General features: G+C 74.1%; 10 protein-coding genes. 7 read left to right on the top strand and 3 right to left on the bottom strand.

Going from position 1 to position 12,718, the window contains the following annotated elements; all coding sequences use genetic code 11:
• The 3 genes from ABZ915_RS03920 to ABZ915_RS03910 form a co-directional block, all read right to left on the bottom strand.
• Complete coding sequence (locus ABZ915_RS03920; protein WP_361795252.1) at positions 1 to 1,965, bottom strand: glycosyltransferase; 1,965 nt, start codon at positions 1,963 to 1,965, stop codon at positions 1 to 3.
• Between the two features lie 123 nt (positions 1,966 to 2,088).
• On the bottom strand, positions 2,089 to 2,673 hold the full coding sequence (locus ABZ915_RS03915) for a hydrolase (RefSeq protein WP_361795249.1): 585 nt from the start codon (positions 2,671 to 2,673) through the stop codon (positions 2,089 to 2,091).
• A 214-nt stretch (positions 2,674 to 2,887) separates the two neighbouring features.
• Positions 2,888 to 3,334, bottom strand: a complete 447-nt coding sequence (locus tag ABZ915_RS03910; protein ID WP_361795246.1) for a MarR family transcriptional regulator — start codon at positions 3,332 to 3,334, stop codon at positions 2,888 to 2,890.
• 170 nt (positions 3,335 to 3,504) lie between these two features.
• Here ABZ915_RS03910 and ABZ915_RS03905 point away from each other — a divergent pair, with 170 nt between their 5' ends.
• From ABZ915_RS03905 to ABZ915_RS03875, 7 genes are all read left to right on the top strand, one after another.
• The gene (locus tag ABZ915_RS03905; protein WP_361795243.1) at positions 3,505 to 6,549 is read left to right on the top strand and encodes an FAD-linked oxidase C-terminal domain-containing protein; all 3,045 of its coding nucleotides are present in this window, start codon (positions 3,505 to 3,507) and stop codon (positions 6,547 to 6,549) included.
• A gap of 64 nt (positions 6,550 to 6,613) precedes the next feature.
• Positions 6,614 to 7,723, top strand: a complete 1,110-nt coding sequence (locus ABZ915_RS03900) for an enolase C-terminal domain-like protein (protein WP_361795240.1) — start codon at positions 6,614 to 6,616, stop codon at positions 7,721 to 7,723.
• Between the two features lie 13 nt (positions 7,724 to 7,736).
• Positions 7,737 to 9,503: a glycoside hydrolase family 15 protein gene (locus ABZ915_RS03895; RefSeq protein ID WP_361795237.1), complete on the top strand. Its 1,767-nt coding sequence runs from the start codon at positions 7,737 to 7,739 to the stop codon at positions 9,501 to 9,503.
• 2 nt (positions 9,504 to 9,505) lie between these two features.
• Positions 9,506 to 10,513, top strand: a complete 1,008-nt coding sequence (locus tag ABZ915_RS03890; RefSeq protein WP_361795234.1) for an SDR family oxidoreductase — start codon at positions 9,506 to 9,508, stop codon at positions 10,511 to 10,513.
• A 28-nt stretch (positions 10,514 to 10,541) separates the two neighbouring features.
• Positions 10,542 to 11,042 (top strand): metallophosphoesterase, encoded by a 501-nt coding sequence (locus tag ABZ915_RS03885; protein ID WP_361795231.1) that lies wholly within the window; start codon positions 10,542 to 10,544, stop codon positions 11,040 to 11,042.
• Positions 11,043 to 11,103: 61 nt separating this feature from the next.
• Entirely contained in the window at positions 11,104 to 11,334 is a 231-nt protein-coding gene (locus ABZ915_RS03880; protein WP_361795228.1) for a hypothetical protein, read from the top strand.
• Positions 11,313 to 12,611 carry an MFS transporter gene (locus ABZ915_RS03875; protein ID WP_361795225.1) on the top strand — a complete coding sequence of 433 codons (1,299 nt, stop codon included), beginning with the start codon at positions 11,313 to 11,315 and terminating at the stop codon, positions 12,609 to 12,611. The genes ABZ915_RS03880 and ABZ915_RS03875 overlap by 22 nt, the downstream gene beginning before the upstream one ends.
• The last annotated feature ends 107 nt before the right edge of the window (positions 12,612 to 12,718 follow it).

Genomic DNA, 12,718 nt, shown 5'->3' with positions numbered 1-12,718 from the left:
TCACGCCCTCCGTGTCTCGTCCGTGGATGTCATCCTCCGCCGGGCCGCGCCCGCGAAGCGCCGCACCGTGCGCAGCAGCCGTCGTACCGGGCCGGGCACCGGCGGCCCCGACACCTCGACGTCCCCGCTCCGGCTCACGCGCAGGGCCAGCGGCAGGGCGAGGAAGCGAGGCGTTCCCGCCTCCGGCGCCAGGCACAGCTCCGGCCGCCACACGGCACCCTGCATCGCGGACAGGGGCAGCCCGGTGCGCAGCAGCGAGCCGTTGCCGTCGGCGGGGGTGAGCGTCCCGGTCTCCTGGAGGGGGCCGCCCGACGCGGTGCCGGTCCAGCGCAGCCGGACGTCGGTGCGGTCGGCGACGTACAGCGGCAGCGCGAGGCTGAGCAGCCCGTCGCCGGAGACCGCCGCGTCCTCGGGGGTGAGCGCGGTCAGGCCCAGCGACTTGGTCGCCCGGTCCACGTCCAGGGAGAAGTTCTGGTGCTGCTTGGTCCAGTACGGCAGCACCACCCGGCCGGCGACCACGCCCGGGGGCGGTGTGGGACGGCCGTGGCCCGGGGCCGGGCCCAGCCGGCAGTCCTTGGACCAGCCGCCCAGGCCGACCCGGACGTACGCGTCCCACAGGCCGGTGCCCAGCGGGCCACCGCCGGCCGCCGCGGCGGGGTCGACGGTGACCGTGGCGCGCAGCACCAGCCGGATCCGTCCGTCCTCGGCCGGGACGCGCTCGCGGGTGAGCTCGGCCCGATGCAGGAAGGAGGCGGAACTGGCGCGGTCGCGCAGGACCAGGTCGGCGGTGGCCTTCCCGAAGCCGTTCACGGCGGCCGCGCCGAGCCAGTCGATCGCCTCGTCCAGGTCCCGGGGGATGCCGTCGGCGGGCGCTCCGGTGCCGTCCGTCGTGAAGGTCAGTGCCTGGCCGGCGGAGTGGTACTCGGCGGTGAAGGTGACCCGCAGTCCGCCGTCCCGCCACTCCAGGGCGGTCGGTACGGCCTTGGGGGCGATGCCGATCTCCCACTGGGCGTAGGCGACCAGTTCGTCGTAGCGGTCCTCGCGGATCAGCGCGGCGACGATCCGCTGTCCCGGGCGCAGCCCGGCGGCCACGCCGGGCCCGAAGCGTTCGAGGACCACCCCGCGGATCTCCTGGAAGAGCTCCCGGCGGTAGTCGTCCGGCATGGCCAGCAGGCGGCGCCCGCTCATCCGGTCGACCATCTCGACGCGCAGCCAGCGGCGCAGCAGCCGGTCGCGCAGCGGGCCCGGCTCGGTGTACTGCTCGACGACGTCCAGGGCCTCGCGGAGGTTCTTGAAGTAGCCGACCGGCTCGAAGCGCTGGAAGCCCGCGTTGGAGCCGTCGTCCCGTTTGACGTGGTAGTAGCAGACGTAGTCGCTGAGCACCGAGACGTTGTCGGCCCGCAGGTACGCCTCGGTGACGAAGACGTGGTCCTCCAGGCGCCGCCGGCCCTCCGGGAAGCGCAGACCGGTGCGGTCCAGGAAGGCGCGCCGGACCATCTTGTGCGGGGTGAGGCTGTCGATCAGGGGGGCGTTCTGGACGGTGGCGTGCGGATGGTTGCGGCGGAACAGCTCCACCGGCACCGGGCGGCCCTTCCCGGCCATCTTTCCGACGATCACATCGGCCTTGTTCGCCACCCCGTACTCGTACATACGTTCGAGGGCTGCGTCGCCGAGGTAGTCGTCGTTGTCGACGAACATCACGAACTCGCCCCGGGACGCCTCGATGCCCACGTTGCGGGGCTTGCCCGACCACCCGGAGTTCTCCTGGTGGATCACCTGGATGTGCGGGTGCTCGGCGGCGAGGGTGTCCAGGCGGACAGGGGTGCCGTCGGTGGAGCCGTCGTCGACGAAGATCACCTCGAACTCGTCGGGAGGCAGCGACTGCCGCAGCATCGAGGCGATGCAGTCCTCGATGTAGGGCCCCGGGTTGTAGACGGGGACGATGACGCTGACCTTGACCGGCATCCGGCTTCCAAGCCCCCTTAGATCGCCACGCGTTGCCTGGGTGGCACGTGCGCGTGGCCGAATGCTAACCCGGCCCCTTGTATGGACGTTTGTTCGCCCTCGGCAAGGGGCCCGGCCGGGCGGTCAGTCGTGCGTCTTGGTAAGAAGTTCCAGCACTTCCGCCGTCGTGCCCGACTCGCCGAGCCGCGGGAAGATCCGCTCGACGCTGCCCCGGTGCGCCTCGGGGTCGCTGTCGGCCATCGCGTCCGTGGCGAGGGTGACGTGGTAGCCGTGGGCGTAGGCGTCGCGGGCGGTGGACTCCACGCCGATGCTGGTGGCGATGCCGGTCAGCACGATCTGGGTGATCCCGCGGCGGCGCAGCTGGACGTCGAGGTCGGTGCCGTGGAAGGCGCTCCAGTTGTGCTTGGTGACGCGGATGTCGCCGGGGTGGCCGCTCAGTTCGTCGACCACGGTGTCCCAGCCCTCCGGGAAGGCGAGGCCGCGTGCCTGGCGCTCGGTGCGGCCGGGAACGGCGTCGGCCCAGTCGGGGGCGAAGGAGACCCGGACCAGGACCACGGGCAGGCCGTGGGCCCGGAAGGCGTCGGCGAGCTCGGCCGTGCGGGCCACCACGTCCGGGCCGGTGTGCGGCTGGGTGGGCATGCCCACGATGCCGTTCTGGAGGTCGATCGCGACGAGGGCGGTACGGGGGTCCAGGGCGGTCAGTGCCATGGGTGATGCCTTTCGGGGTCAGGGGGTGAGGGAACCGAGGGAACGGCCCGGGCGGGGCGCCGCCGGCAGCCGTGCCGGGCCGAAGGGTGTGAATCGGGTATGAACAGGGCAAGGCCAGGTGGCCGGGTGGTGTCGGCGCGGTGCCGGAGAGGACCGCGGGTGGAGCGTGGAGACCGGGCGGACGTCCCGCGCGGCGCGCCGGACGGGCCCGGGGTCAGGGCTGCGACAGCCGTTCCAGGAGGGTCAGCGCCTCCAGCACCGTCTGCCGCTCCTCCTCGGAGTACCGGTCCTGGAAGGCCCGGGCCAGCCACTCCTCGCGGACCTGCCGGTTGCCCTCGACGCGGGCCCGGCCGGCCTCGGTGAGGGTGACCAGCTGACGCCGGCCGTCGTCCGGGTCGGGGGCCCGGCGGATCAGGCCGTGCTGGTCCAGCGCGGCCAGGGTGGTGGCCATCGACTGCGGCCGCACGCCCTCGGCGGCGGCCAGGGCGCTGGCCGTGGCCGCGCCGTGCTTGCCCACCAGGGTGAGCGCCGACTCCTGGGACGGGGACAGGACCCTGTTGTCCTCTTCCCGTGCCACCTCGCGGATCCGGCGCCGCAGCCGACTGAAGACCACCCGCAGGTCGCGCGCGGTACGGGCCGCGGAGTCGGAGATGTCGTCCATGCCGCCCACCCTATGACCGTCAGGCAAAGCTGTCCAGTCCAAACTGTTCAGGTGTACCTGATTAATTGTGTGGCGGCCGGTCATGACGCTCCGTTCCACCGGGCGATCCCGGGGTACTCGCCCGTCCGTGACCGGGCAGGACCGTCGGGCGAGAACGAGGACGTGAGCAGATGACCCCTGGGGACGTGACCGGCCTCGAGACGGCTCTGCGCGCCGAGGTGGACGGCGAGATCCGCTTCGACGCGGGCAGCCGCGGTGCCTACGCCACGGACGGCTCGAACTACCGGCAGGTCCCCATCGGTGTCGTCGTCCCCCGCACCGTCGAGGCGGGGGCGCGAGCCGTGGCGGTCTGCGCCCGGTTCGACGCCCCCGTCCTCTCCCGCGGCGGCGGCACCAGCCTGGCCGGACAGTGCACCAACACCGCCGTCGTGATCGACTGGACCAAGTACTGCGACGCGCTGGTCTCGGTGGATCCCGAGGCACGGACCTGCGTGGTCGAGCCCGGCATCGTGCTGGACCAACTCAACCGCCGACTGGCCGGGCACAAGCTCCAGTTCGGACCGAAGCCGTCCACGCACAGCCACTGCGCGCTCGGCGGCATGATCGGCAACAACTCCTGCGGCGCCTCCGCGCAGGCCTACGGCAAGACCGTGGACAACGTGCGCCGCCTGGAGATCCTCACCTACGACGGCGTCCGCGCCTGGGTGGGACCGACGTCCGCCGCCGAACGGGAACGGATCACCGCCCAGGGCGGCCGGCTCGCCGACCTCTACGACGGCCTGGACCGCATCGCCACCGACTACCTGGCCGACATCCGCCGCGGCTACCCCAAGATCCCCCGCCGCGTCTCCGGCTACAACCTCGACTCACTGCTCCCCGAGAACGGCTTCGACGTCGCCCGGGCCCTGGTCGGCAGCGAGGGCACCCTGGTGACCGTCCTGCGCGCCGAGGTCGACCTGGTCCCGGTGCCGCCGTACAAGTCGCTGCTGGTGCTCGGTTACGACGACATCTGCGCCGCCGCCGACGACGTGTCGCACCTGCTGGAGCACTGCTCGCCCAGCCAACTGGAGGCCCTCGACGGGCGGATGGCCCAGCTCATGCGCGAGGAGGGCGCCTACCTGGACTCCCTCGCCATCCTTCCGGAAGGCGACAGCTGGCTGATGGTGCAGTACGCCGGCGACAGCCAGGACGACGTCGACGAACAGGCGCACGCCCTGCTGCGCGCCGTCGGACGCGGTGAGAAGGACGCGAACGTCGCCTTCTCCGACGACCCGGACCGCGAGGAGAAGATGCTCAAGGCCCGCGAGGCCGGGCTCGGTGTCACCGCGCGGCCCCCGGACGACCGCGAGACCTGGGAGGGCTGGGAGGACTCGGCCGTCCCGCCGGAGCGGCTCGGCGACTATCTGCGCGACCTGAAGAAGCTGTTCGAGGAGTTCGGCTACGACCACCCTTCCCTGTACGGGCACTTCGGGCAGGGCTGTGTGCACACCCGCATCCCCTTCGGGCTGAAGACCGCCGAGGGGGTACGGGATTTCCGCCGGTTCCTGGAGCGCGCCGCCGACCTCGTGGCCTCCTACGGCGGCTCGCTGTCCGGCGAGCACGGCGACGGCCAGTCCCGGGGCGAACTGCTCACCCGCATGTTCGGCGAGCGGCTCGTCACCGCCTTCGGGGAGCTGAAGACCCTGTTCGACCCCCGCGACCGGATGAACCCGGGCAAGATCGTCCGCCCGAACCCCGTCGACGGGCAGCTGCGCCTCGGCTCCGGCTGGCGCCCCGCCACGCCCGGCACCCACTTCGGCTTTCCGGAGGACGAGCACTCCTTCACCCGCGCGGTCATGCGCTGCGTCGGCATCGGCAACTGCCGCGGTCACTCCGGCGGCGTGATGTGCCCCTCGTACCGGGCCACCAAGGAGGAGGAGCACTCCACGCGCGGCCGGGCCCGGCTGCTGTTCGAAATGCTCGACGGGCACGCGGACTCCGCCGTCAAGGACGGCTGGCACTCCACCGAGGTCCGCGACGCCCTCGACCTGTGCCTGGCCTGCAAGGGCTGCAAGTCGGACTGCCCGACCGGCGTCGACATGGCGACGCTCAAGGCGGAGTTCCTCGCCCACCACTACGAGGGCCGAGCGCGTCCCGCCGCCCACTACTCGATGGGCTGGCTGCCGGTGTGGGCGCGGCTGTCGCGCTTCTGGCCCGCCCTCGTCAACAGCGCGCTGCACGCGCCCGGCCTCGCCCGGCTGGGCAAGCGGCTGGCGGGCGTGGACGGGGCCCGGCCCGCGCCGGTCTTCGCCGGACGGTCCTTCGTCGAGTGGTGGCGGGAGCGCGGCACCGAGGAGCCCGACCCGGCCGACCCGCGGACCGTGGTGCTGTGGCCCGACACCTTCAGCACGTACTTCCACCCGTCGATCGCCATGTCGGCCGTACGCGTCCTGGAGGACGCGGGCTTCCGGGTCGCCGTCCCCGACAAGCCGGTGTGCTGCGGCCTGACCTGGATCTCCACCGGTCAGCTCACCGTCGCCGAGAAGGTGCTCCGCCGCACCCTGGACGTGCTGCGCCCCTACCTCGAGGCGGGCACCCCGGTCATCGGCCTGGAACCCTCGTGCACCGCCGTGTTCCGGGCCGACGCGCCCGAGCTGATGCCCGCCGACCAGGACGTGCGCCGGCTCGCCGGACAGGTCCGCACCTTCGCCGAGCAGCTCGTCCACCACGCGCCCGACGACTGGCGGCCACCGCGGCTCGCCCGGCAGGCGACCGTACAGACCCACTGCCACCAGCACGCCGTCATGAAGTTCGACGCCGACCGCGAACTGATGCGCCGCGCCCACCTCGACGCCGACGTCCTCGACGAGGGCTGCTGCGGCCTGGCCGGCAACTTCGGCTTCGAACGCGGTCACCACGAGGTGTCCATGGCCGTCGCCGAACAGGGCGTCCTGCCCGCCGTCCGAGAGGCGGCCCCCGACAGCCTGCTCCTCGCCGACGGCTTCAGCTGCCGCACCCAGATCGAGCAGGGCGACACCGGCCGCCGCGCCCTGCACCTCGCCGAGGTGCTGGCCCTCGCGATGGACGGCAACCTGCCGAGCGACCGGCCCGAGCGCCTCGCCGGCCGGCCGCCGGAACCCTCCCGCACCGCCCGCTGGGCGACCACCGCCTCCCTCGCCGCCCTCACCGGCGCGCTGGCCGGCGGGGCAGCACTGCGGCTGCGGCGCCGCACATGACCCGGCAGCAGCACCACCGCACCACCGAACCCGCCCGCACACGGGCCCACTTCAGGGAGGAGACATGACCGACCAGCCGGTCGTCGAACAGGTCGACAGCTCCGTCTACACCGTGCCCACCGACGCGCCCGAGGCCGACGGCACCCTGGCCTGGGACAAGACCACCCTCGTCCTGGTCACCGTCCGCAGCGGCGAGGTGAGCGGGCTCGGCTACACCTACGCCCCCGCGGCCACCGCGGAGCTCGTGGACGACCTGCTGGCCGGTGTCGTCACCGGCTCCCCGGCGTTCGACGTGCCCCGGCTGAACGAGGACATGTGCCGCGCGGTGCGCAACGCGGGCCAGCCCGGCATCGGCGCGCAGGCCGTCGCCGCCGTCGACATCGCCCTGTGGGACCTCAAGGCCCGCCTGCTCCGTCTGCCCCTGGTCAGCCTGCTGGGCGCGGCCCGCGACGACGTGCCGGTGTACGGCAGCGGCGGCTTCACCACGTACGACGACCGGCGGCAGGACCGGCAGCTGCGTGCCTGGACCGAGGACCAGGGCATCCCCCGCGTCAAGATCAAGATCGGGGAGTCGTGGGGCACCCGCGAGGACCGCGACCTGGAACGCGTCCGCCGGGCCCGCGCGAGCATCGGCGACGCCACCGCCCTCTACGTCGACGCCAACGGCGGCTACGGCGCCAAGCAGGCCCTCCGCGTCGCCGACGCCCTCGCCGGGCACGGCGTGACCTGGTTCGAGGAACCCGTCTCCTCCGACCACCTCACCGCTCTCGCGGGGATCCGCGCCCACGCCCCCATGGACGTCACCGCGGGGGAGTACGGCTACACCCTCCCGTACTTCGAGCACATGCTCGCCGCCGAGGCGGTGGACTGCCTCCAGATCGACGTCACCCGCTGCGGCGGCATCACCGTCTGGCTGCGCGCCGCCGCCCTCGCCCACGCCCGCGGCCTCGACGTCTCCGGGCACTGCGCGCCGCACGCGCACGCGCACGTCGCCGCCGCGGTGCCCAACCTGCGCCATCTGGAGTGGTTCCACGACCACGTCCGCATCGAGCGCATCCTCTTCGACGGCGTCCTCGACCCGGCCGGCGGCAGCATCGCCCCGGGCGCCGGCGGCTCGCCCGGACTGGGGCTCACCCTCGACGCCGAGCGCGCCCGGCCGTACCGCGTGCGCTGACCGAGGAGACCCCATGAGCAACCACTTCGCACTGTACGCACCGCACGCGCTGCACGACTACGCCCTGCTGGCCGACGGTGAACGCGGCGCGCTGATCGGGCCCGACGGAGCCGTCGTCTGGCTCTGCGCGCCCGGCTGGCACGACGACGCCCTGTTCGCCTCCCTCATCGGCGGCCGGGGCGGCTACGCCGTCACCCCGCGCGCCCCCTACGTCCCCGGCGGCTACTACGAGAACGGCAGCCTGATCCGGCGCAGCCGCTGGGTCACCACCGAGGGCGTCGTGGAGTGCCGCGAGGCGCTCGCCTTCCCCGGCGAGCCGGGCCGCGTGGTCCTGCTGCGCCGGCTGCACGCCGTCGACGGGCCCGCACACCTCACCGTCGTACTCGACCCGCACGCCGACTACGGCCGTGCCCCGCTCGACTCCGCCCACCGCGACGACGCCGGCGTGTGGCACCTGCTCACCGGCCCCCACCGGCTGCGCTGGCAGGGCGCGCCCGCCGCGGCCCTCCGCGAACAGGGGCTGACCGCCGAACTCGCACTGAAGCCCGGGGAGACCCACGACCTCGTCCTGGAGTGCTCCCCCTCCCCGCTCCCGCGGACCCCGCCGCACGCCGAGCAGGCATGGTCCGCGACCGAGCGGGCCTGGCGGCGCGCGGTACCCCCGCTGGACCACACCATCGCCCCGGGCGACGCCCGCCTCGCCTGCGCCGTGCTGCGCGGCCTGACCACGCGGGACGGCGGCATGGTCGCGGCGGCGACCACCAGCCTCCCGGAACGCGCCGAGGAGGGCCGCAACTACGACTACCGGTACGTCTGGATCCGCGACCAGAGCTACGCCGGACAGGCCGCGGCCACCGCGGGCGTCCCCGAACTCCTCGACGACGCCGTCCGGTTCACCGCCGAGCGGCTGTGCGCCGACGGCCCCCGCCTCGCCCCCGCCTACACCGTGCACGGCGCACCCGTGCCCGGCCAGCGGGAGCTCGACCTGCCCGGTTACCCCGGGGGCTTCGACCGGGTCGGCAACCGGGTGGGACAGCAGTTCCAGCTCGACTGCTTCGGCGAGGCCCTGCTGCTGTTCGCCGCGGCGGCCCGGCACGACCGGCTCGACGCCACCGCCACCGAGGCCGCCGAGGCCGCCGTACGCGCCATCGCCGACCGGTGGCGCGAACCCGACGCCGGGATCTGGGAGCTGTCCCCACGGCAGTGGACCCACAGCCGCCTGATCTGCGTCGCCGGACTGCGCGCCCTCGCCGCCGCCGACCCGCGCCACCCCCGCGCCGAGACCTGCGTCCGGCTCGCCGACACCGTCCTCGCCGCCACCACGGCCACCTCCCTGCACGCCGACGGACACTGGCAGCGCGGCCCCGACGCCCCCGCCGTGGACGCCGCCCTGCTGCTGCCCGCCGTACGCGGCGGCCTGCCCGCCGACGACCCCCGCACCCGCGCCACCCTCGACGCCTGCCGCCACTCGCTCGCCGAGGACCACTTCCTGTACCGCTTCCGTCACGACGACCGGCCCCTCGCGGAGGCCGAGGGCGCCTTCCTGCTCTGCGGATTCGTCATGGCGCTGGCCGAACACCAGCAGGGGCGGACCGTCCCGGCACACCGCTGGTTCGAGCGCAACCGCGGCGCCTGCGGCGCCTCCGGCCTGTACGCCGAGGAGTACGACATCGCCCAGCGCCAGCTGCGCGGCAACCTGCCGCAGGCCTTCGTGCACGCGCTGCTGCTCGAGACCGCGGCCCGGCTGGGCCAGGACCACCCGCACCCCGAGAGGAGCTGACCATGCCCGCCACCGTCGTCATCACCGGTGCCAGCGCCGGTATCGGCCGCGCCACCGCCCGCCTCTACGCCCGGCGCGGCGCCGACGTCGTACTCGTCGCCCGCGGCCGCGGTGGACTGGAGGCCGCCGCCGACGAGGTCGCCGCGCTCGGCGGCCGGCCGCTGGTGCAGGTCGCCGACACCGCCGACGCCGACCAGGTCGAGGCCGTCGCCGAGGCCGCCGAGAAGGAGTTCGGCCCCATCGACGTCTGGATCAACTGCGCCTTCACCAGCGTCTTCGCGCCCTTCGACGAGATCGGCCCCGAGGAGTACCGGCGGGTGACCGAGGTGACCTACCTCGGCTTCGTCAACGGCACCCACACCGCGCTGAAGCGCATGCTGCCCCGCGACCGGGGCACCATCGTGCAGGTCGGCTCCGCGCTCGGCGAGCGGGCGATCCCGCTCCAGTCCGCGTACTGCGGCGCCAAGCACGCCATCAACGGCTTCACCTCGTCCCTCCGCGTCGAGCTGATGCACCGCGGGAGCAATGTGCACGTCACCGTCGCCCAGATGCCCGCCGTCAACACCCCCCAGTTCGACTGGGTGCGCTCCCGCCTGCGCAAGCACCCAAGCCCCGTCCCCCCGATCTACCAGCCCGAGGTCGCCGCCCGGGGCGTGCTCCACGCCGCCGACCACCCCCGCCGCAAGCAGTACTACGTCGGCGCCACCACCGTGGCCACCATCTGGGCCAACCGGCTCGCCCCCGCCCTGCTCGACCGCTACCTGGCGCGCACCGGCTTCGACGCCCAGCAGACCGACGAGGAGGCCCCGACAGGCCGCAGCAACCTCTTCGAGCCCGTCGACCGGCTGCCCGGCGACGACCACGGCGCCCACGGCGTCTTCGACGACAGCTCCCACAGCCGCTCCTGGCAGGCCGCCCTCGCCCACCACCCCGCCGCCACGGCCCTCGGCACCGGCCTCGCCGCGGTGACCGCGGTGCGCGGCATCCGGCGCCTCGCCAGGTCCGGCTGACGCCGACGTGCCCCGATAGCCTGAGCCCGTGCGCCTGCTCCTCATGTCCGACACGCATCTCCCCAAGCGCGCCAAGCAGCTGCCGGACCAGCTCCTGGCCGAACTCCCGCGGGCCGACGTCGTGGTCCACGCCGGGGACTGGGTCGACACCTCCACCCTGGACCTCCTGGAGGACCGCAGCCGCCGGCTGGTCGGCGTGTACGGCAACAACGACGGGCCCCGGCTGCGTGCCCGCCTGCCCGAGGTGGCGTACGCCGAGCTGGGCGGTCTGCGTTTCGGCGTCGTCCACGAGACCGGCCCCGCCCAGGGCCGCGAGGCCCGCTGCGCCGCCCGCTTCCCCGATCTCGACGTCCTGGTCTTCGGCCACAGCCACATCCCCTGGGACACCACCGCGCCCGGCGGCCTGCGGTTGCTCAACCCCGGTTCGCCCACCGACCGCCGCCGCCAGCCGCACTGCACGTACCTGACGGCGACCGTCACCGACGGCGCGCTCACGGACGTGACACTGCACCGGCTGCCACAGCGGTGAGGGCCGTCGGCGACGCCTGACAGCCGGGGGTTCCGCCGGTGCCGCGTGGTACCCGGGAGGTATGCCCCAAGCACCGGCAACCCTCCTGCGACGCGCGGTGAGCCCCGGTCGGCACGCCGGTTCGCCGCGCGCCGTCCTCGTCGTCATGTGTGCCGGATACTTCCTGGTGCTGCTCGACGTCACGATCGTCAACGTCGCCCTCCCCGCCATCGGCTCCGGCCTGGGCGCGGATGTCGGCGGCCTGCTGGGGGTCCCCCCCTCTGGGGGAGGGTGGTCGACGGCTACGCCCTGACGCTCGCCTCGCTGATGCTCACCAGCGGCACCGCGGGCGACCGCTACGGGCACCGGCGCATCGTGCTGACCGGCCTCGCCGTCTTCGGCGCCGGGTCCCTGGCCTGCGGCCTCGCTCCCGGAGTGCGGTTCCTCGTCGTCGCCCGGGTGATCCAGGGCGTGGGCGCCGCGCTGCTGCTGCCGGGCACGCTCGCCATCATCGGCCGGGCCTTCCCCGACGACGCCCGGCGGGCGCGGGCGATCGGCGTATGGGCGGGCATCGGCAGCCTGGCGCTGCCCGCGGGACCGCTGCTCGGCGGCGCGCTCACGGACGGGCCGGGCCGGCGCGCGGTGTTCCTGATCAACGGGCCGATCGTGCTTCTCGCGCTGGTCTGGTCCGCGGCGGTCGTCCGGGAGAGCGTCGCGGACCGGGCCCGCGCCCTGGACCTGCCCGGCCTGCTGCTCGGCGCCCTGGCGCTGCTGGCGGTGACGTACGCCTTCATCGAGGGCGGACGTGCCGGCGCGGGCGCGCCCGGGGTGGTCACGGCCGCGGTCGTCGCCGGGTCCGCGCTGGTGGCGCTGGGCGTCGTCGAGGTGCGGCGCGGGGACACCGCCATGCTGCCGCCGGCGCTGCTCGCGCGGCCCGCCTTCGGCACGGCGAACGCCTGCGCCGCGATCATGAACCTGGGCACCCTGGGCACCCTGTTCGTGCTCACCCTGTTCCTCCAGTCGGTGCAGCACCGCTCGGCTTTCCTCGCGGGGCTGGCGCTCGTCCCGCTGTTCACCCCGCTGGCGGTCCTCGCGCCTGTCGGCGGGCGGATCACCAGCCGGATCGGCGCCCGCGTGCCCGCGGTGGCGGGCCTGGTGATCGCCGCGGCCGGACTCGCGCTGCTGGTGCGGGCCGTGCCGGGCTCCGGGTACGCCGTGCTGCTCCGGGCGTTCCTGCTGTGGGGCGTCGGCTGCGGTCTGCTCACTCCGGCCGTGGTCGCGGCGGCCGTCGCCGCCGTCCCCGCCGAACGCTCGGGCCTCGCCTCGGCGGTCAACAACAGCGCACGCCAGACGGGCGGTGCGGTCGGGATCGCGGTGGCCGGCGCGGTGGCCGGCCGGCCCGACGACACGGCGCGTTCTGTCCACGGCTTTCACGCCGTGGCCCTCGCTCCGCCGGCCTATACCTGGCGGCGGCCGTTCACGCGCTCGCCCTGCTGCCGGGGTCGCTGCTACCCGTCAGGCGGGCCGGGAGGTGACGGAAACGAGATCCGGGCCGCCCCGCGATGGGGACGACCCGGGCACTGTGGATGATGCGCTGTCACGGACCTCCTTCCGGGAAGTGCCGTAGACGGACATGCATGCCATCCGTTGCTGTTGCGCCGCCTACCCGTCCCCGCGTCGCCTCACACACCGATTAC

Source organism: Streptomyces sp. NPDC046915, assembly GCF_040644935.1.
Lineage (GTDB): Bacteria > Actinomycetota > Actinomycetes > Streptomycetales > Streptomycetaceae > Streptomyces.
The sequence above is the reverse complement of the archived record's forward strand: the minus strand, read 5'-3'. Positions and strand labels throughout refer to the sequence as shown.

Coding starts and splice junctions, on each gene's coding strand:
- ABZ915_RS03890 (WP_361795234.1), top strand. CDS start 9,506: ATGCCCGCCACCGTCGTCATCACCGGTGCCAGCGCCGGTATCGGCCGC.
- ABZ915_RS03920 (WP_361795252.1), bottom strand. CDS start 1,965: ATGCCGGTCAAGGTCAGCGTCATCGTCCCCGTCTACAACCCGGGGCCC.
- ABZ915_RS03910 (WP_361795246.1), bottom strand. CDS start 3,334: ATGGACGACATCTCCGACTCCGCGGCCCGTACCGCGCGCGACCTGCGG.
- ABZ915_RS03880 (WP_361795228.1), top strand. CDS start 11,104: ATGCCCCAAGCACCGGCAACCCTCCTGCGACGCGCGGTGAGCCCCGGT.
- ABZ915_RS03895 (WP_361795237.1), top strand. CDS start 7,737: ATGAGCAACCACTTCGCACTGTACGCACCGCACGCGCTGCACGACTAC.
- ABZ915_RS03915 (WP_361795249.1), bottom strand. CDS start 2,673: ATGGCACTGACCGCCCTGGACCCCCGTACCGCCCTCGTCGCGATCGAC.
- ABZ915_RS03900 (WP_361795240.1), top strand. CDS start 6,614: ATGACCGACCAGCCGGTCGTCGAACAGGTCGACAGCTCCGTCTACACC.
- ABZ915_RS03905 (WP_361795243.1), top strand. CDS start 3,505: ATGACCCCTGGGGACGTGACCGGCCTCGAGACGGCTCTGCGCGCCGAG.